Genomic DNA, 18571 nt, shown 5'->3' on the forward strand with positions numbered 1-18571 from the left:
AACCCTGAAACGTCATCAGACGAGCACCTCCTTCATGCCCATGATCGTACCGGTAATTCTCTGTGGTGGCAGCGGCACGCGTCTTTGGCCGCGTAGCCGCGCCGCGATGCCCAAACCATTCCTGCCGCTGGTCGGGGACAAGACCCTGTTCGAAGCGGCACTGGCGCGCTGCCCCGCGTCCGGCGGGTTCTCGCCTCCGGTGGTGGTGACCGGGCACAAGCACCTGGCTCATGTGGAAGCGCAGCTTGGGGACGTGGAAGGCGCGCAGGTCATCGTCGAGCCTTCGGCACGCAACACGGCCGCGGCGATCGCCCTTGCCGCATGCCGCCTGCCGGAGGATGCGGTAATGCTGGTCTGCCCGAGCGACCATCATATCGGCAATGCCGACGCCTTCACCGCAGCCGCCTGCTCGGCCGCTGAACTTGCGGCGGACGGCTGGCTCGTGTCCTTCGGTATCGAGGCGACGGCTCCCGAAACCGGCTTCGGCTACCTCAAGCGCGGCGAGTCCATCGCGGTCGGCAGCGGTGCAGGCGGCTTTCGCACCGCGCAGTTCGTGGAGAAGCCGGACCTCGAGCGGGCGAAAGCCTTCCTGGCTGAAGGGATCTATGCGTGGAACGGGGGCATCTTTGCCTTCCGCGTCAAAGACTTCCTTGAGGAGCTGGGTGCGCACCGGCCGGAGGTCGCGGCCGGGGTGGCGGAGGCGGTCGCGCGTGGTCAGGAAGACGGCCGCCGCTTCCATCCCGATGCAGAGGTCTTCGGCAGGGTGCCCAGCGTCTCTGTCGACTACGCCGTCATGGAGAACACGGATCGCGCCGCGATGGTGCCGGCCGATATGGAGTGGTCCGACATCGGCAACTGGCAGGCGCTCCACGATGCGCTGGAGCGCGACGGGAACGGCAACTCCGTTCGGGGCGCGGGTGAGGTGGAGATGGTGGACTGCCGCAACGTGCTGGTCGACAGCGACGGGCCACGCGTCTCGCTCATCGGCCTTGAGGATGTGATTGTCGTTGTCGACGGGAACGACATCATGATCACCACGGTTGCAGGCGTACAGAAAGTCGGAAACCTATTCGGCGCCAAGAATCAGTGAGTACCCTGCCGATGCCTGTTGATGGTCCTCCCGCGTCGCTCCCCATTCGCCAGGTCGAGAAGCCTTGGGGCAAGGATGTCCTGCCTGCGCCGTTCGCGGCACCGGAAGGCAAGCGCATCGGGGAGATCTGGTTCGAGCCGCCCGCCGCCCTGCCGGACCTGCTGGTCAAGTACATCTTCACCAGCGAGGCGCTGTCGGTGCAGGTTCACCCATCGGATGCGCAGACGCTCGCCAAGGGGCTGGGCCTTCAGGGCAAGGAGGAATGCTGGCTCATCGTCGACGCGGAGCCCGGGGCGAAGCTGGGGATCGGCTTTGAACAGGAGATCGGCGGCGACGCCATGCGCGCCGCAGCGCTCGACGGCTCGATCGAACAGCTGATGACGTGGCACGATGTCTCACCGGGTGACTTCTTTTACATTCCGGCGAACACTGTTCATGCGATCGGAGCTGGCGTCAGCCTGATCGAAGTGCAGCAGAACAGCGACATCACGTACCGGCTCTATGACTACGGCCGCCCCCGCGAGTTGCATCTGGAGGAGGGCATCGCTGTCGCGCGGGGGGAGCCGTACTCGCTGGACACCTGGCACAAGCATGTTCCGGAACATGGATCCCTCACTCTTGTCGACGGTCCTCTCTTCCTCCTGGACCAGATCGAAGGCGCCCCCTCGGACGCGGTGGCGGCTCGCTACCCCGACGCGCTTCTGGTGATCCCGCGCCAAGGAAGCGTGCAGATCGGCGGCGACACTGTCGCGCCGGGCGGATGCGCACTGGCGGCAGGGCTGTCGGACGTGCGATTTGCGGATAAGGGCGTCTGCCTTCTGGCGAGGGCCTGTCCAATCGCCGCATAGGATTGCATGACTGACGGCATGATCGTCCAGACCATTCAACTTGCCCTGACACCGGTCTTCGTTCTGGTGGCCATAGGGAATATCCTGAACATCCTCTCAAGCCGCCTCGGCCGGGTGGTGGACCGTGCGCGCAACCTGCAGGAACGGCACGGCAGTACGCATGGCATCGAGCACGACATGATCGTCAGCGAACTGCGGCTGGTGGACCGGCGCATGACGCTGATCACGCATGCCGTGCGCCTCATGGTGCTCTCGGCTCTCGCGATCGGGATCACGGTGGCCGTTCTCTTCCTCTCCGGGTTGAGCGGCCTGCAATGGCATACCGCCGCTGCCATTACGTTTCTTGCGGCCATCGTGCTGCTCCTGCTCGCCCTGGTGCTGTTCCTGCGCGAGACGCAGGTGGCAGCCGAAGCTCTTCGTATTCCGAGCGATTATCTGGAGCTTCACAGGCAGATCTGATTTCGCGCCGCTGCACCATCGTCGCGGCGATTGGACTTTTCGCCGTTTCGCCTAGGTTCGCTCCTCGGGAGAACGATGGATGGCGACAGGCGAGACAGGTGCATCGCAGGAGTGGAAGCGCGGCTGGCCGGTAGTGCTGGCGGCAGTGGCGGTTTCTCGTTCTTTTCGGTCGTGATTTCAGCAACCGGGCTGTTCATCGAACCGCTCGAGCGGGACTTCGGGTGGGACCGTGCCACGCTCTCGATGGGGCCTGCCATCGCAACGGCCGTGACCGCGCTTCTGTCTCCCTTCTACGGCGCGCTGATCGACCGCTTCGGATCGCGGCGGCTCGGCATCCCCGGTGTCGTGACGACGATGGCAGCGACCTGCATGTTTGCCTTCGCCAATGGTTCGACGACGCAGTGGATCGTGATGTGGATCGTCTTCGGACTGATCCTCACCTCCATTAAGTCGACCATCTGGACCACGGCCGTGGCCGGAACCTTCAGCAAGGGGCGTGGCCTTGCTCTTGGCCTGGCCGTGACCGGGCCAGCCATCGCCCAGACCCTGGTGCCGCCGCTCGGCAACATGCTGATCGAAAGCTTCGGCTGGCGAGCCGCCTACGTATGGTTCGGCCTTGGCTGGGGAGGCGTTACCCTGCTCCTGTGCTGGCTGTTCCTGCACGATTTGCACGACCGGCAGCCTGCCGGTGACAAGTCAAGGGGCGCCGCCATTCCGGGGCTTCACAGGCATGAAGCGTGGCGAAGCCGTGCCCTCCTTCAGGTGGCGCTATCCTCCTTCATCGTCATGATGATGACGATCGGGCTGGCCATTCATCTGTTCCCCATCCTCACCGAGGCGGGAGTGGCGCGATCGGAAGCAGCCTGGCTCCTTTCGCTGGGCGGGATCGCGGGCATCGTGGGAAAACTCGTAACCGGCGCCTTGCTCGACCGCTTCCGCCCGAACTGGACCGGCAGCCTGACCATGGGCGTCACGGCCGTCACCTTCGTGGTGCTGATCTGGTTTCTGCATTCGATGCCGGCGCTGATCATAGCGCTGATCATCAACGGCTATGCGGCCGGATCGAAGACACAGATTACCGCGTTCCTCACCGCAGGCTATGCGGGTCTGCGCAACTTCGGCATGATCTACGGCGTCATGTCCGCCCTCGTGGCTCTCGCTTCCGGACTGGGGCCGTGGCTGGCGGGAAAAGTCTATGACGTGACGGGCGGATATGAGCCATTTCTCTGGACGGGCGCGATCGGCTGCGTCGTGGGCGGGGCCTTGCTCCTGGTCCTGCCGCCGATGCCGAGATGGGATCAGGCCGAGAGCGTCTCTTCGTCCGCATAGCGCTGGTCCGGTTCGGAATCGTCCTTCCGAATGAAGCTGATCTTGCCTTCCGGTTCAAGGATGGCCCAGGCTATCTGGCGCAGGCTGGATAGCCCCGCAAGCCGCATCTCGACGGCGAGTTCGGCGTCGTCGATCCGCTCCTCATCGAGATTGCCCTTCAGCAGGCGCCCATCGCGGACCAGCACCACGGGCCGGCTTTTCAGCCCCCGGCGCGCCTTGGGGAACCGGTGCGAGACGATGCCCATGACGAAGCTCCAGGCCGCGAAAGTGAAGATCGCCAGCGTCGCCCCTGTTAGCGAGAAGTCCTGGTGTGTCACGCCCTGCTGGATGAGATCGCCGGTCACGATCAGGGACAGCAGTTCGAATGGCGCCATCTGGCCCAACTCGCGTTTGCCCATCAGCCGCAGCAGCACATAGACCACTACGAACATCACTGAGGCGCGGATCACGATCTCCATCAGGATGGTTCCATCAGGGCAGCACCGTCACCTTGACCGGGACGGCGAGCAGGGGGCGTTCGCCGTCCCTGATTTCCATGCTACCGGATAGCGTCCGAAGGGCGCGTGGTTGTATTTGCCCGTCGATCTTGAGTCTGAAGGCTTCACCGGCCTTCACTTTCCCGAAGTGATAGGCGTAACGACCGTCTAGCGCCTCGGCGCTCTCGGCGTCGGGAACCAGCGTGTCGATGCTCATCCCGCGCCAGAGCGTATCGTCGACGGCGACGACAAGATCCTCGACGTCCACCGCCGGCGTCACGGTGACAACGGTTTCAAACCAGTTGCCGCTGCGCAGGATCGGTTCGTATTCGATCACCGCCCTGGCATCACGCGCGCGGTATTCCGTCACTTCGGGCGAACCGCCGCCCAGCCAGCCCATCAGGGCGCTGCCGAGTACCGCCAGGAAGACCAGCGCGGCCAAGGGTGTGCGCCAGCGGGAGGCGGGGGAAACCTCGCAGTGTACGGGGTCGATGCCGTACGGTGGCTTCACGGACGTGCTGTCGGTCGACATGGCAGGAAAGAAAGCCATGCCTTCCTTCTTTGTTCCAGCGCACGAAAAAGGCGGGGCTCCTTTCGGAACCCCGCCTTGAACGCTTGCTTTGGGCGAGCGGTCAGGCCGCGAGCTTGAACGGCTCGATCTCGCCGGAAAGGTAGAGCTTCTTGGCCTTGGCACGGCTGAGCTTGCCCGAACTGGTGCGCGGCAGGCTCTTTGGTGGAACCAGTTCCACCACGCAGTTCATGCCGGTGATTGAGCGCACCTTGTCGCGGATCAGGTCACGCAGTTCCACGCGCTTGACCGGATCGGAGACGCGGCAGTGAACCAGCACCGCCGGCGCTTCCTCGCCGTTGTCCATTTCCACCGAGAAGGCGGCGATGTCGCCATGGTTGAAGCCGGGCAACTGCTCCACGGCCCACTCGATGTCCTGGGGCCAGTGATTCTTGCCGTTGATGATGATCATGTCCTTGGCGCGGCCGACGATGAACAGGTACCCGCCGGCCATGTAGCCCATGTCACCCGTGTCCAGCCAGCCGTCGACCATGCAGGCGGCCGTCGCCTCCGGGTCGCGGAAGTAGGAGTGCATGACCGAGGTGCCACGGCACCAGACCTTGCCGATCTGGTGATCGCTCAAGGTGTCGCCACTCTCGCCCCGGATCACGACTTCCATGTCGCGCACCGGCTTTCCGCAGTTGACGATGGCGCGGTAGCGGGCAGGGCGGCTGAGGTCGCGCGGGGCGCCCGACAAGCGTTCTTCCTCGACCAGTTCGACGCGGATGCCTTCGCGCGGCGGCATGATGGTGACGGCAAGGGTCGCTTCGGCCAGGCCGTAGCTGGGCAGGAACGCGCTTGCCTTGAAGCCCGCGTCGGCGAAGGCATTGACGAAGTTCTGCATCACGTCGGGACGGATCATGTCCGCGCCGTTGCCGGCCAGGCGCCAGCGCGACAGGTCGAAGCGGTCGCTCACCGGGCTCTGGCTGGAGATGCGGCGGGCGCAGATATCGTAGCCGAAGGTCGGAGAGTAGGACACAGAGGTGCCCTCGTTGCGCGTGATCAGGTCCAGCCACGCGAGCGGACGGCGGGCGAAATCCTCAGTCTTGAGGTAGTCGCCCGAGACCTGGTTGGCGATCAGCGAGAGGAAGCAGCCGACGAGGCCCATGTCGTGATACCACGGCAGCCACGATATGCAGCGGTCGCCGGGTTCAAGCTTCATGCCGTGGCTGTGGGCGGCGAGGTTCGCCAGCAACTGGCTGTGCGTGACCGCGACGCCATGGGGAAAGCGGGTGGAGCCCGACGAGTACTGCAGATAGCAGATGTCGTCCGGCGAGGCCTTGGGAAGCTCTACCTCGGGCGCGTCCTTCGCAGCAAAATCCGCCCAGGTGGCGTGGGCGCAGCCTTGGCGTTCGGCGGCGGCGGCGGTCATCGCGCCGATCTCGTCCGGGCCGACCAGCAGCACCGGGTCCGAGCTGGAAAGCTGGACGGCCAGCTGTTCAATGTAGTTGTCCTTGCCGCCGAAACTGGTGGGCAGCGGCAGGGGAACGGGCCAGGCACCGGCGTAGACGGCGCCGCAGAACAGCGCCGCGAAATCGACCCCGGTCTCGGCAATGAGCGCGACCCGGTCGTCCTTCTTCACGCCGCGGGCGACGAGAGCGTGCGCAACCTTCAGCGCGTCCGTGCGTAATTCCGAAAACGGATAGACGCGGATCAGCGTGCCGCGCGGGTCATGGAAGTTGAACCCGCGTTTGCCTTCAGCGGCATAATCCAGGGCGTCGCCAAATGTGGCGAAGTCGGCGAAGATGCGCGTCTGCGTATCTTCGTTCGGGGTGGGGATGAGTGCCTGCCCCAGATTCGGCACCACGTCGATGGTGTCGGCCATATGTTCTAACCCGTTGTAGTTATACCGTTACTCTCACGAGACGGCGCTTTTACCCGGCGCATTGTGAACCGGAGTTGGCTATGGTTGCGTCCCGTTGCGGTCTCGCGCACCCTCCCCAATCCTGCCTGAGTGTGGCACGAATAGGGCAGCATGTCGGACAAGCGTCGCAATTCCCACCGCAGTGGGCCACCACCCTTGAATCCCACCCGCCTCGAGGAACTGGCGCTGGCCTATGTCGCGCGTTTCGCCACGACGCAAGCCAAGTTGCGCGGTTATCTGCAGCGCAAGCTGCGGGAACGGGGTTGGGACGGGGAGGACGCGCCGCCCCTCGACGCCCTCATCGCCCGGTACTGCGAGCGCGGCTACATCGACGATGCCGCCTGGGCACGGATGAAGGCCGGGAGCCTGCTGCGGCGCGGCTATGGCGCGCGGCGGGTAGGCGAGGCGCTCGGGCAGGCGGGTGTTGAGGAGGCGCTTCGGGTCGAGGCGCGGCCAGCCGTCGCGGACCAGCGCCGCGCGGCGCTCGTGCTGGCGCGGCGGAGGCGGTTCGGCCCCTTCGCGCTCGCCACGAGCCGTGGCCTGGCCGACCCGAAAACGCGCGATCGGCAGCTTGCCGCGATGTTGCGTGCCGGTCACCCGCTCGACATCGCGCGCCGGATCGTCGAGAGCGATGACGCCGACGCCCTCGAGGAGTGGGCCGAGTCGGACTTTGGAGACTGTTGAATGCGCCTGACCCGTTCCATCACCGCTCTGTCGCTCCTGCTGGCTTGCGCCGCCTGTTCGCAGACCGGGCATGAAGCGACGGCGAAGCCGACGGCCACACGTCCGGCCGTTCATCCCGTATCCGGACTGCCCGTGGTGCCGCTGACGGTAACCTCGGCCAACGGCACGCACACCTTTCAGGTGGAAGTCGCCTCCACGACCGAGCAGCAGGCCAAGGGGCTGATGTTCCGCACCGAGATGGGCGAGAACGAAGGCATGATCTTCCCCAACAAGCCGCCGCGCCCCTCATCGTTCTGGATGCATAACACGGTGATCTCGCTCGACCTCATCTTCATCGGTCCCGACCATCGCATTCTCAACATCATTCCTGAAGCGGTGCCTTACGACGAAACACCGCTCCGTTCCGACGGCGTGGCCGCCGCGGTGCTGGAGCTGAACGGCGGGCGTGCCGCCCAGCTGGGCCTCAAGGCTGGCGACAAGGTGCGCTGGTGAGGCGAAACCGCCCGCTTCGTGGATGAAGCCGCGTTTCGGCCCCTCTTCACCCTTGCCTTGGAGGGGGGTTCGGGGCTAACGCGCGGCTCATGGGAATCCTGTCCAAGATCTTCACCTGGTGGGACGGCGCCACCATCGGCACCTCGCTCTGGAGTTCGCGCAACGGCGAGCATGTCGGCACCGACTCACAGGGCAACAAGTACTATCGTTCCAAGAACGACAAGGTGAAGACGGCTGAAGGGCTGGACCGCCGGTGGGTGATCTACGCCGGCGCCAACGATGCCAGCAACGTTCCGGCCGAATGGCATGGCTGGCTGCACCACCAGTACGACGGCGTTCCCGAAAGCCATCTGCCGCCGCCGCGCATCTGGGAGGTGGATTACACCCCCAACGCCACTGGCACGGCAACGGCGTACCGTCCGCAGGGCGCGCTTGAGCGGGGTGGCCGCCGCGCCGCCGCGACGGGCGACTACGAAGCCTGGTCCCCGGAAGCCTGAGGGTTCCCCTCGTGGCTCGCTTGAGGATTGCGACGGCGCTTTCGCTGCTGTCGGTCCTTGCGGCCTGCGGCAGCGAACCTGCACCGGAAGTGCAGGACACCAGCGTGCCGGACGCCATCGCCGGAATGCAGGCCGCGCCTGCTCAGGCGGCGCAGGGCCAGCAGATCGGAACGCCCAACAAGGACCGTGTGGTCACGCTGGGCGTGCTCAACAAGCGCAACAACCTTACTCAGAACCTGGTGATGAAGCCGGGCGAATCGCGGCGTATCGGCAATCTCGTCGTGAAGGTCGCTACGTGCGAGAAGACGCTTCCCTGGGAACGGCCTCAGGAAGAGGGCGCTTTCGTGCAGGTCTTCGTCGAGCAGCGACGCACCACGGCTGAGAAGCTGGCGTGGCACAAGGTGTTCTCCGGCTGGCTGTTTAGGAACAATCCCGGCGCCAACGTGGTCGAGCATCCCGTCTATGACGTCTGGGTTAAGAGCTGCGCGATGAGCTTCCCGGGCGAAGAGGAAAGCCCGGCGGAAGCGGCTTCGTCCAGCAGGGCTGCGAAGGCGTCCGGCAACGGTGGCACGCCCGCGGCGGCGCCGACGGCGGAGCCGGTGCCCGCGCCGACTCCCACTCCCGAAGAGCCCGAGCCGGTCGAGGAACCAGCGGTCGAGGAGTGATCGGCCGAATGGTGCGCCTGCGCCGCCTGCAGCAGCGCAAGATAACGCTTCTGGGGAATCTCGACAGCCCCGAGCGAGGCGAGGTGCGGGGTGAGGAACTGGCAGTCCAGCAGTGTCGCGCCCGCCCGGCGCAGCGCCGCCACTAGCCAGCACAGTGCTACCTTCGATGAATCGCTAACGGTCGAGAACATCGATTCGCCGCAGAACACCCGGTCAAAGCCGACACCGTAAAGTCCGCCCACCAGTTCGCCTTCGCGCCACACCTCGATCGAGTGAGCGTGGCCTAGGAAGTGGAGGTTTTCGTAACTCGCCTGGATGCGATGGCTGATCCAGCTGCCGCCTTCCTCGTCGGCCTCCCCGCGGCGCGGCGCCGCGCAGGCATCCATCACCTGGGCGAAGGCGCGGTTGCAGGTCACGTCGAACTTCCCGCGCTTCAGGGTGCGGGCAAGGGACTGCGACAGATGAAGTCCGTCCAGCGGAAGGATGGCGCGCAGGCGCGGCTCGATCCAGAAGATCTCCGGATCGTCGCGGCTGTCCGACATCGGAAATATCCCGCTTCGGTAAGCGAGCATCAGCAGTTCGGGTTCGATGATCGGGTTTGACCGGGGGGCGTGCACGGCATCATGCTAGCAGAACGTGAGCGCCAGTGCACTAAGCCGCGCACTATTGCGTTTGACTGGAAAATCCCCGCTTGCCATCCTGGCGGTCTCCCATTAGAGGCCGCCGAGCCCGCAGGAGTGTAGCTCAGTTGGTAGAGCATCGGTCTCCAAAACCGAGGGCCCACGGTTCGAGTCCGTGCACTCCTGCCAGCACTTTTCCGATAAATCGACGCTTACCCCAGCGGGGGGCACCTGCTCCGCCGGGCGCTTGCTCAACCGGACGGATCTGCCGCGCGCCCGGGGCTTGGCAGCGGTGCGGAACGCGCTTCGCCGCACGCGCGCGGGAAGAGGGTGCTGCACGGGATTCATTTGCGGGCAAACTTGCTCTAGGAGAGCCCGTTCGCCGATTCGGACAGTTGTCGAACGGACAAAGCGGGAAAGATCCAGTCGCACATGCACGCCAGCGCGCAGCCTGAGACAGTCGAGGCCGGTCCCGGCCGGAGCAGCGAGACGTACAAGCGGACACGCCACGAGGCAGTGTGGATGGGCTTTGTCCTGTCCTGCCTCGCCATGCTTCCGGCCATCGTAGCCTGGACGCCGCAGATGACGGATTATCCGTCGCACCTGGCCGGATACAAGATCATGCTCGACCATGGGCACGATCCGTTCCTGACGCGCTACTTCCTGTTCAAGTGGCACTGGACCGGCAACCTCGGCGTCGAATTGCTGATGGTGCCGCTCACCCCGATTCTGGGCCTGGAAGCGGCCGGGCGCTTCATCGTGGCGGTCATTCCGTTCCTCACCGGCATGGCGATCATGGCAGTCGAGTGGAGCTTGCGGAAGCGGGTCGGGGTCGGTGCGATCCTGGCTTTTGCGATGATCTGGTCGCCCTCGTTCCTGATGGGATTCCTCAATTACTCGCTGTCCATAGCCGTGGCGCTGTTCATCTTTGCCGCCTGGGTGCGACTGGGGAACTGGCCCTGGCGCTGGGCGGTGATGATCCCTGCAGGCTTCGTGGTCTGGCTCTGCCACGTATCGGGGTGGGGCGTTATGGGCGTCCTGGTATTCGGCTACGAATGGTCGCGCCGTTCCGGGTGGAGGGACTGGCGACCGTTCCTGAAGCCATGGCCGCTGATCTTCCCGCTGCTGCCGATGCTGCTTGGCGTCGGTGCGAACACGAAGGTGTCCTACGGCCGCTGGGGCGTGCTCGAATACAAGTGGCAGATCCTCTACAAGGCGATGCGCAGCTACGACAAGGTCTTCGACATCACCAGCCTGTGCCTGGTGATGGCGGTGGTCGTGGCCGCGCTGATCATCCGGCGCTTTGATGGCCGGGTCGGCTGGGCCGCGCTGATCCTGCTCGTGCTGACACTGCTTGTGCCGCGTCAGATCTTCGGCGGGGACTACGCGGACTATCGACTGAGCACGACCGCGCTGCTGGTTGCGTGCCTTGCGATCGACTGGCCCGTGCCGCGCTGGGGCCTTGCGCTGGCGGGGCTCCTGTTCAGCGCCCGCATCGCGGTGACCACGGTGGTCTGGTACGAGGACGCGCAGACCTCGCGCCAACTGATCGGGGCTCTCGACCATGTGCCCGAAGGTGCGCGGGTGGCGACAGCCGTGGCAATTCCGCGGCAGCAGTGGCTGTTCGGCCCGTTCGAGCATTTCGGCAGCTATGCCGTCGTGCGCCGCAGTTCGATGGAGAACTCCAACTTCGCGCTTCCAGACGTGCACATGCTCTCGATGCGCGAGACGCGCTATCGCTTCAACGACCCGACGCACCGCATCCTCTATGGCGAAAACCAGCGCATAGACTTGCGCAAGTTCAAGCCGGCGCGCCACGCCGATTACTTGTGGTTCATCGGCACCAAGGCGCCGATCGCGATCCCGGACGGCGCCCGGATTGTCTATGCGACGCCCAACTCCTTTCTTGCCCGGCTCCCGGATTCGGTGGACCTTGCAAATCCGGGCAACGGAAGCTAAATCCCCGGTTCCTCCCGACAGGCGGACTTCATCAGCCCCTCCCGGCCAAGGCCGGGGCGGCGATGGCCCCTAGGCGGAAGACACGCAAATTTCCGCGCCGAGCGGCATATTAGAGAGCGACGTAAGATGGCCAAGATCACCCCCGGCGAATTCATGCGCCAGGTTCAGGCGGAAGCGCGCAAGGTCCACTGGCCGTCTCGCCAGGAGACGGTGACGACGGCCATTTTCGTGGGCCTGATGACGGTGCTTCTGGCTGTGTTCTTCCTGGGCATCGACGCGCTGTTCGGCTGGGTCGTCAGCGCGCTGCTGTCGGCCCTTTAATCGCCAGACCTTAGGACGAAGAGACAACATGGCCCGCTGGTACATCATCCACGCCTATTCCGGCTTCGAGAACAAGGTTAAGGAAGCCATCATCACCGAGGCCGAGCGCATCGGCCTCTCGCAGCTCGTCGAGGACGTCCAGGTTCCCTCGGAAACCATTACCGAGGTGAAGCGCGGCAAGAAGGTCCAGACCGAGCGGAAGACCATGCCCGGCTACGTTCTCGCCAAGCTGACGCTGAACGATGACGTCTACCATCTCGTGAAGAACACGCCGAAGGTGACGGGTTTCCTTGGCAACAACGGCAAGCCGCAGGCCATCAGCGAGAGCGAGGCTTCGCGCTACTTCGGCGCGGCCGAAGCTGCCGCCGCCGCGCCGCGCAAGACCGTCAACATCGACTACGAGATCGGCGATTCGGTGAAGGTGCTGGACGGCCCGTTCGCCAGCTTCAACGGCATTGTCGAAGAACTCGACTTCGACAAGAACCGCGTCAAGGTTGCGGTGTCGATCTTCGGCCGCGCCACGCCGGTCGAGCTGGAGTTCGAGCACGTCGAACTCAGCAAGTAAGGCGGCAGCGCTTTCGCGGTCTCGGCGTCTGACGGGACTTGCGTGCCGCGCCAGTCGAAACGCCCTGCCGCCGTGCAGGGCGTTTTCGTGTTCGCAGCAGGGTTCCCCTCCGGTAAGCGGTAAGGGGGCGCGCGGCTGCAAACCAGCGCTTCCCTTTAGCGGGCTTTTCGTATAGGGGCGCCCCCTTCGGAGCGGCTTTGGCCGTGACGATTCCCTGCGGGAGGGCTTCAGGGCCCGTGACACCGCTAGGCATGAGCGTCGGCGTCATCGACGCGACAGTGTGAAAAGGAGCGGCCACATGGCCAAGAAGATTACAGGCTACATCAAGCTGCAGGTTCCGGCCGGCAAGGCCAACCCGTCGCCGCCGATCGGTCCGGCGCTGGGTCAGCGCGGCGTGAACATCATGGAATTCTGCAAGGCGTTCAACGCCGCGACGCAGGAACTCGAGAACGGCATGCCGATCCCGACCATCATCACGGTCTACGCGGATCGCAGCTTCACCTTCGTCACCAAGACCCCGCCCGCAACCTTCCTCATCAAGAAGGCCGCCGGACTGAAGTCGGGTTCGAAGGAGCCGGGCAAGGTTTCGGCCGGAACGATCAAGCGCTCGCAGCTTGCTGAGATCGCACAGGTCAAGATGCCCGATCTGAACGCCAACGACATCGAAGCGGCGACGAAGATCATCGAAGGCTCCGCGCGCGCGATGGGCCTCCAAGTGGTGGAGGGCTGATAAGATGGCCAAGCAGACCAAGAACCAGAAGGCCCGTGCTGCGAAGCTGGGCGACAACATGAAGCTCTACGGTGTCGACGAAGCGCTGCAGACGCTGCGCGACGTCAAGACCACCAAGTTCGACGAGACCATTGAAGTCGCGATGAACCTGGGCGTTGACCCGCGTCACGCCGACCAGATGGTCCGTGGCATGGTTTCGCTTCCGGCCGGCACCGGCAAGACCGTTCGCGTCGCCGTGTTCGCCAAGGGCGACAAGGCTGCCGAAGCTCTCGCAGCCGGTGCGGACAAGGTTGGCGCCGAAGACCTCATGGAAGACATGCAGGCGGGCAACCTCGACTACGACCGCGTCATCGCCACCCCGGACATGATGGGCGTCGTCGGCCGTCTCGGCAAGCTGCTGGGCCCCAAGGGTCTCATGCCGAACCCGAAGCTGGGCACCGTCACCCCGAACGTGACGCAGGCCGTGAAGGACGCCAAGGGCGGCCAGATCGAGTTCCGCGTCGAGAAGCAGGGCATCATCCACGCCGGCATCGGCAAGATGTCGTTCTCGGATGCCGACCTGAAGACCAACTTCACGGCGTTCGTCGACGCGATCGTCAAGGCGAAGCCGTCGGGTGCCAAGGGCAAGTACGTTCGCAAGATCTCGCTCTCGTCCTCGATGGGCCCGGGCCTGAAGATCGACACGACCGAGATCGCCGGCGCCTGATTTCAGCGCCGACGTAACGGATTGAAGGGCCGGGAGGGAGACCTCCCGGCCCTTTTCGTTTGTCCGCCCCGGCGGTGTCTTTGTCTCGGCCCGCCAGCCCATTTACTGCCCGCGCAATTGGCTGTAGGTGGATGCTGTACACATGTTCAGCATCCTGCCGGGAGAGGCGGCCACATGGCTATTCGTTTCGAAGACATCAAGGAGCACATAGGGTCACGCGTGATCTGGGGCGATCGCACCGAACTTTTCACGCCCGAAGCGGCGCAAGCGATTCGCGCCAAAGTGGAAGAGCGCACAGTTCTGGTTTTCCCCGAAGTTCACCTCTCGGACGAAGAGCAGCTCGCCATCACGGAGGCCATGGGCGAAAAGGTGCGTCTGACCGCGCGCAACAACGTCCAGAGCACCGACCAGGACGTCTATCAGGTGACGCTGGACGAGAAGATCAACCCGCAGCCCGAATACGTGCTTGGGACCTTCTTCTGGCATATGGACGGGATCACCGTGGACATGCCGCCGCCGTTTGCCACCCTACTGTCCTGCCGCATCGCGCCGGATAAGGGCGGGGAGACGGAATTTGCCAGCACCTACGCCGCCTACGAAGGGCTGTCGGAGGAAGAAAAGCAGGCGCTGGAGGGTCTCAAGGCCGTCCACTCGGTCCGCGCCAGCCTTTCCCCCATCGCCGACGCCATCCCGGAAAAGCACCGTGAAAAGGTGCTCGGGATCGGGCTTGTCAAGGAGCACCCGCTGGTCTGGACGCACGAGTCCGGTCGCAAGTCGATGGTGATCGGAACCACCGCCGATCACATCGTGGGCATGGAGGTGCCGGCCGGCCGTGCTATGCTCATCCGCCTGCAGGAATGGGCCGCGCAACCCGCCTTTTCCCTGCGTCATAAGTGGACGAAGGGTGACTTTGTGATCTGGGACAACACCGGCGCGATGCACCGGGCCATCCCTTATGACAAGTCGACCGGCCGCATGATGCACCGCACCTCGATCGCGGGAACCGAGGCGGTCGCGGCGTGAATCAGCGCGGCGGCGGGCGCAGGTTCGTCGCCGTGTAGCATTCCACCAGGTACGCCAGCGGACGCCCGTCCGGCAGGACCAGGATCGCCTGATGCGTCGATATGGTGCCCGCCGGGCAGCCGCGGGCTGGGCCGGCCGTGACCGAAAGCGGCCGGCGCCGGAAGTCCAGCGCCGCCACCACTTTGCCGAACGGCACGTCCGACGAGCGGAGCGCCTCGTTCATCGGCGCAGTCAGACGCTCCGAAACGTACCAGTTCCATGCGACGGAAAGGACAAGAGGGCCACAGCGCAGATGCACGTTGCGCTGTGTCACGCCTTCGCCTTCGTTCAGGGCAAGCCGAGCCCGAAGTTCCGGGTCCACCTCGCCCTCCTGCTGGCTGAGCGTTTCTGCCGTGATCCGTGGCGGGTGGCCCAGCCCGCGCCGGGCGCACCATTCCTCCAGCGCCAGAGTTGCGCTGTCATGACGGCGCAGGACCGCTTCGAACTCCTCCAGCGTTGCCGGGGCGAAGGGAGGCGCGGCGGCAGGCGTTGCTGCAGGAATCATGGGGGTGACCATCAGCGCAGCGGCGGCCGATCAGATACCGCCGGGAACTGCGGTTCGACCCATGGCGGATAACCCGTCGATGAGAGCGCGTGTGCAGGCCGCAAGGTCTTCGGCGCTGACAGACCGGATGACGAAATTGGCGCCGGTCCGGCCTTCACCCCAGAACGGGTACGAGCCGATCTGGCAGCTTTCGAAGGCCTTCTCCGTTTGGCGCAGGAGTTCGGCCACTTCGCTCTCGCCCACCCAGCAACCGACGGTTTCGGACAGCAGCGGTGCGCCGCCCTCCAGCTCGCCGGACAAGGCGTCGAGCATCCCGGCGGTGATGCTGGGCACGCCCGCCATGATGAAGATATTGCCGCAGCGGATTCCGGGAGCGCCCGTGTAGCGGTTGGGGATGAGGCTGGATCCTTCCGGCGCGCGCGCCATCCGGAGACGCGCCTCTGTCAGGCCGCCCCGGGTCTCATAGTAGCCTTCAAGAATGGCGCGGGCTTCGGGGTGCACGACGACCGGCACGCCCAGGGCCTCGGCGATGGCATCCACCGTGATGTCGTCGTGAGTGGGCCCGATGCCGCCGGTGGTAAAAAGATAATCGTTGCGCACACGCAGCGTGTTGACCGCTTCGACAATCGCGGCGGTCTCGTCCGCCACGACGCGAACCTCCTTCAGCCGAATGCCTTGTACCTGCAGCCAGGCGGCGACCTGCGCGATGTTCTTGTCGTGAGTGCGGCCAGACAGGATCTCGTCTCCGATGACGACGAGGGCGGCGGTGAAGATTCGCTGCGAAGAAGCCATTCGGTTTCGCTAGGGCAATTACGCCGCCACTGCCAGTCACCTCGGCAGCCAGGCATACGGTCCCATGACAAAACGCAAAAAGAAAGGGCCGGTCCGAGGACCAGCCCTGTAAAAGTTTTGGGAGAGGATGCCTGAAAGGCCCGATCCTTATGCCCGGGGGACCGACATGCTGCAAATGCGAAAAGATTGAGCTTTGTTGCAAGCCTTGCAACTTGTCATCTGGGAGTTGTGCCGCGCGTAGCAACGGGGAAAGACCCAGCAGCCATGCGCGATAGGCAAAAAAAAGGGCCGGTCCGAAGACCAGCCCTGTAGAAGTTTTGGGAGAGGATGCCTGAAAGGCCCGCCCTATATGAAGTTCAGCCCTGATTTCCGCAAACGCGAAAACCTTTACCGAAGTTGCAAGGCATGCAAGTGGTGAAAGCGTTACGCGCGGCGCACTGCTCCATACAGATCGTGCTCATCCGCATCTTCGATGAAAACGTCAACAATATCACCGACTTGTACGCCAGAAGCGTCCCGCAGGAAGACGTTGCCATCGATTTCCGGAGCATCCGCCTGTGAACGCCCGGTTGCGCCCACATCACCATCTTCATCCGCTTCGCCGACTTCATCGATGATGACAGGAAGCACGCGGCCGACCTTCGCCTGGAGTTTTGCGGCGCTGATGGCGGCAGTCTTTTCCATGATGCGTGCGTAACGCTCTTCCTTCACCTCTTCAGGCACGGGATCGGGGAGGGTGTTCGCCGCAGCGCCCTCGACCGGCTCGAAGCGAAAAGCGCCGACGCGATCGAGTTGTGCTTCGTCCAGCCAGTCCAGCAGGTACTGGAAGTCCTGCTCGGTCTCGCCGGGGAAGCCGACAACGAAGCTGGAGCGGATGGCGATATCCGGGCAGATCTCGCGCCACTTGTGGATGCGGTCCAGCACCTTGGCCTCGTTGGCGGGGCGCTTCATGGATTTCAGCACCGAAGGCGCGGCATGCTGGAACGGGATGTCGAGGTAAGGCGTCAGCAGCCCTTCGGCCATGAGCGGGATCACGGCGTCCACATGGGGGTACGGGTAGACGTAGTGCAGCCGCACCCAAGGCTTGCGCCCTTGCGCATCGCTCAACTGGCCCAGTTCACGGGCGAGATCGGTCATGTGCGTGCGTACCGGGTGATTCTTCCAGGTGCGCTCTTCGTGTCGCACGTCGACACCATAGGCCGACGTGTCCTGGCTGATCACCAGCAGTTCGCGCGTGCCCGCCTGCACCAGCTTTTCGGCCTCACGCAGCACCGCGTCGATACGGCGGCTCGCCAGCTTGCCGCGAAGGCTGGGGATGATGCAGAACGAGCAGGCGTGGTTGCAGCCCTCTGAGATCTTCAGATAACCGTAGTGACGCGGCGTCAGCTTCACGCCGGCTTCGTCATAGGCCTGCGGGATCAGGTCCAGGTACGGCGAGAGTTCGGGCGGGGCGGCATCATGGACGGCTTCGACAACCGCTTCATACTGGTGCGCGCCGGTGACGGCGAAGACTTGCGGGAACTTCGCGCGGATGACCTCTGCCTCGTTGCCCATGCAACCGGTGACGATCACACGGCCATTCTCGGAGATCGCTTCGCCGATCGCGGCGAGGCTTTCCTCCTTGGCGGAATCGAGGAAGCCGCACGTGTTGACGAGCACGACGTCGGCCCCGGCATAATCGGGGCTCATGTCGTAGCCGTCTGCACGCAGGCGGGTGAGAATACGCTCGGAATCAACGAGCGCCTTGGGGCAGCCGAGGCTGACCATGCCGACTTTCGGCGGGGAGGGGAGTTCTATAGCCATGGGATTGCCGCGCCCGATACTCGCATTGGGGCCGCGAGTCACGAAAAACGAGCTTTGCGGATGATTCGCAAAACTTGCACAAGTCTGCGGAGCCTGCAAGTAAGGCGCCGTTACAAGAGCTTGTCACCAAGGGAGAGAGACATGGGGGCCGTAAACTGGCTGGCCGTGGTTCTGGCAGCAGCAGTAGGGGTGTTGATCGGGGCGCTCCGCACCGGACGGCCTTCTCAGGGAGGACGCCAGATCGTTCCCGGGAAAGCCGAGCTTGCGGGAAACTACGCGACCGCGATCATCGTCTTCCTCATCGGGGCGACCATGCTTGGCCACAGCTTCGCGCGCATCGGAAGCGAGACCCTGGCGGTGAAGCCCTGGCTCTATTTCATGCAAAGCGGCGGCGTCGCGCTCGCCTTCGTGGTGCCGGCGGTCTGGATCACGCATGTGCATAATCGCGTCGAACCGCTGCGCCGGGTCATCGATTGCCTGTTCTGGATCGTCTCGTATCTTGGGATGGGCATCGTCTTCTGGGCGCTGGGCTGAGG

Annotated in this window: 21 protein-coding genes, 1 tRNA gene and 1 pseudogene; 16 read left to right on the plus strand and 7 right to left on the minus strand. The window is 64.4% G+C overall.

From position 1 onward, the window contains the following. Positions 1-34: 34 nt before the first annotated feature. The 4 genes from C2R25_RS06435 (at position 35) to C2R25_RS06450 (ending at position 3726) form a co-directional block, all read left to right on the plus strand. Entirely contained in the window at positions 35-1090 is a 1056-nt protein-coding gene (locus C2R25_RS06435) for a mannose-1-phosphate guanylyltransferase (RefSeq protein WP_103728368.1), read from the plus strand. 11 nt (positions 1091-1101) lie between these two features. Next, positions 1102-1938: a class I mannose-6-phosphate isomerase gene (locus tag C2R25_RS06440; protein ID WP_103728369.1), complete on the plus strand. Its 837-nt coding sequence runs from the start codon at positions 1102-1104 to the stop codon at positions 1936-1938. A 6-nt stretch (positions 1939-1944) separates the two neighbouring features. Further along, positions 1945-2397: a DUF2721 domain-containing protein gene (locus C2R25_RS06445; RefSeq protein WP_233203787.1), complete on the plus strand. Its 453-nt coding sequence runs from the start codon at positions 1945-1947 to the stop codon at positions 2395-2397. Positions 2398-2472: 75 nt separating this feature from the next. Further along, positions 2473-3726 carry an MFS transporter gene (locus tag C2R25_RS06450; protein ID WP_233203788.1) on the plus strand — a complete coding sequence of 418 codons (1254 nt, stop codon included), beginning with the start codon at positions 2473-2475 and terminating at the stop codon, positions 3724-3726. Here the strand turns inward: C2R25_RS06450 and C2R25_RS06455 are convergent. The 3 genes from C2R25_RS06455 to C2R25_RS06465 form a co-directional block, all read right to left on the minus strand. Next, positions 3696-4184, minus strand: a complete 489-nt coding sequence (locus C2R25_RS06455) for a DUF421 domain-containing protein (protein ID WP_103728370.1) — start codon at positions 4182-4184, stop codon at positions 3696-3698. The genes C2R25_RS06450 and C2R25_RS06455 overlap by 31 nt on opposite strands. A gap of 13 nt (positions 4185-4197) precedes the next feature. After that, entirely contained in the window at positions 4198-4752 is a 555-nt protein-coding gene (locus C2R25_RS06460; RefSeq protein WP_103728371.1) for a hypothetical protein, read from the minus strand. Between the two features lie 82 nt (positions 4753-4834). Further along, positions 4835-6595, minus strand: a complete 1761-nt coding sequence (locus C2R25_RS06465; protein ID WP_103728372.1) for a fatty acyl-AMP ligase — start codon at positions 6593-6595, stop codon at positions 4835-4837. 150 nt (positions 6596-6745) lie between these two features. On the opposite strand from C2R25_RS06465, the gene C2R25_RS06470 reads away from it, so the two are divergent. From C2R25_RS06470 to C2R25_RS20895, 4 genes and pseudogenes are all read left to right on the plus strand, one after another. Further along, a complete protein-coding gene (locus tag C2R25_RS06470) occupies positions 6746-7318 on the plus strand; it encodes a regulatory protein RecX (RefSeq protein WP_103728373.1) in 573 nt (190 codons plus the stop codon). Continuing rightward, positions 7319-7810, plus strand: coding sequence for a DUF192 domain-containing protein (locus tag C2R25_RS06475; protein ID WP_103728374.1), 492 nt, complete (start codon positions 7319-7321; stop codon positions 7808-7810). It begins immediately after the preceding gene. Positions 7811-7899: 89 nt separating this feature from the next. Next, positions 7900-8307, plus strand: coding sequence for an NADH:ubiquinone oxidoreductase subunit NDUFA12 (locus C2R25_RS06480; RefSeq protein WP_103728375.1), 408 nt, complete (start codon positions 7900-7902; stop codon positions 8305-8307). Between the two features lie 242 nt (positions 8308-8549). After that, a pseudogene (locus C2R25_RS20895) lies at positions 8550-8732 on the plus strand (DUF2155 domain-containing protein); the annotation flags it as partial. Between the two features lie 35 nt (positions 8733-8767). On the opposite strand, the gene aat reads toward C2R25_RS20895, so the two are convergent. Then, positions 8768-9544 (minus strand): leucyl/phenylalanyl-tRNA--protein transferase, encoded by a 777-nt coding sequence (gene aat, locus C2R25_RS06490; RefSeq protein WP_369825697.1) that lies wholly within the window; start codon positions 9542-9544, stop codon positions 8768-8770. A 161-nt stretch (positions 9545-9705) separates the two neighbouring features. Here aat and C2R25_RS06495 point away from each other — a divergent pair. The 7 genes from C2R25_RS06495 (at position 9706) to C2R25_RS06525 (ending at position 14896) form a co-directional block, all read left to right on the plus strand. Beyond that, positions 9706-9781, plus strand: a tRNA-Trp gene (locus C2R25_RS06495). Between the two features lie 243 nt (positions 9782-10024). Continuing rightward, positions 10025-11551, plus strand: a complete 1527-nt coding sequence (locus tag C2R25_RS06500) for a hypothetical protein (protein ID WP_103728376.1) — start codon at positions 10025-10027, stop codon at positions 11549-11551. A 126-nt stretch (positions 11552-11677) separates the two neighbouring features. Beyond that, the gene (secE, locus tag C2R25_RS06505; protein WP_103728377.1) at positions 11678-11872 is read left to right on the plus strand and encodes a preprotein translocase subunit SecE; all 195 of its coding nucleotides are present in this window, start codon (positions 11678-11680) and stop codon (positions 11870-11872) included. Between the two features lie 28 nt (positions 11873-11900). Next, positions 11901-12437, plus strand: coding sequence for a transcription termination/antitermination protein NusG (gene nusG / locus C2R25_RS06510; RefSeq protein ID WP_103728378.1), 537 nt, complete (start codon positions 11901-11903; stop codon positions 12435-12437). 298 nt (positions 12438-12735) lie between these two features. Next, positions 12736-13167: a 50S ribosomal protein L11 gene (gene rplK, locus C2R25_RS06515; protein ID WP_103728379.1), complete on the plus strand. Its 432-nt coding sequence runs from the start codon at positions 12736-12738 to the stop codon at positions 13165-13167. A 4-nt stretch (positions 13168-13171) separates the two neighbouring features. After that, positions 13172-13873, plus strand: coding sequence for a 50S ribosomal protein L1 (gene rplA, locus C2R25_RS06520; RefSeq protein WP_103728380.1), 702 nt, complete (start codon positions 13172-13174; stop codon positions 13871-13873). A 174-nt stretch (positions 13874-14047) separates the two neighbouring features. Then, positions 14048-14896, plus strand: a complete 849-nt coding sequence (locus tag C2R25_RS06525; protein WP_103728381.1) for a TauD/TfdA family dioxygenase — start codon at positions 14048-14050, stop codon at positions 14894-14896. Position 14897: 1 nt separating this feature from the next. Here the strand turns inward: C2R25_RS06525 and C2R25_RS06530 are convergent, their stop codons facing one another. From C2R25_RS06530 to rimO, 3 genes are all read right to left on the minus strand, one after another. Then, a complete protein-coding gene (locus tag C2R25_RS06530) occupies positions 14898-15440 on the minus strand; it encodes a hypothetical protein (protein WP_233203790.1) in 543 nt (180 codons plus the stop codon). A gap of 30 nt (positions 15441-15470) precedes the next feature. Further along, positions 15471-16232 carry a molybdopterin-binding protein gene (locus C2R25_RS06535; RefSeq protein ID WP_103728383.1) on the minus strand — a complete coding sequence of 254 codons (762 nt, stop codon included), beginning with the start codon at positions 16230-16232 and terminating at the stop codon, positions 15471-15473. Between the two features lie 423 nt (positions 16233-16655). Then, a complete protein-coding gene (gene rimO, locus C2R25_RS06540) occupies positions 16656-18035 on the minus strand; it encodes a 30S ribosomal protein S12 methylthiotransferase RimO (protein WP_103728384.1) in 1380 nt (459 codons plus the stop codon). A 141-nt stretch (positions 18036-18176) separates the two neighbouring features. On the opposite strand from rimO, the gene C2R25_RS06545 reads away from it, so the two are divergent. After that, positions 18177-18569 (plus strand): DUF1761 domain-containing protein, encoded by a 393-nt coding sequence (locus C2R25_RS06545; protein ID WP_103728385.1) that lies wholly within the window; start codon positions 18177-18179, stop codon positions 18567-18569. Positions 18570-18571: the final 2 nt, after the last annotated feature.

It is taken from the genome of Novosphingobium sp. HII-3, assembly GCF_002916655.1.
In the GTDB taxonomy this organism is placed as follows: domain Bacteria; phylum Pseudomonadota; class Alphaproteobacteria; order Sphingomonadales; family Sphingomonadaceae; genus Novosphingobium; species Novosphingobium panipatense.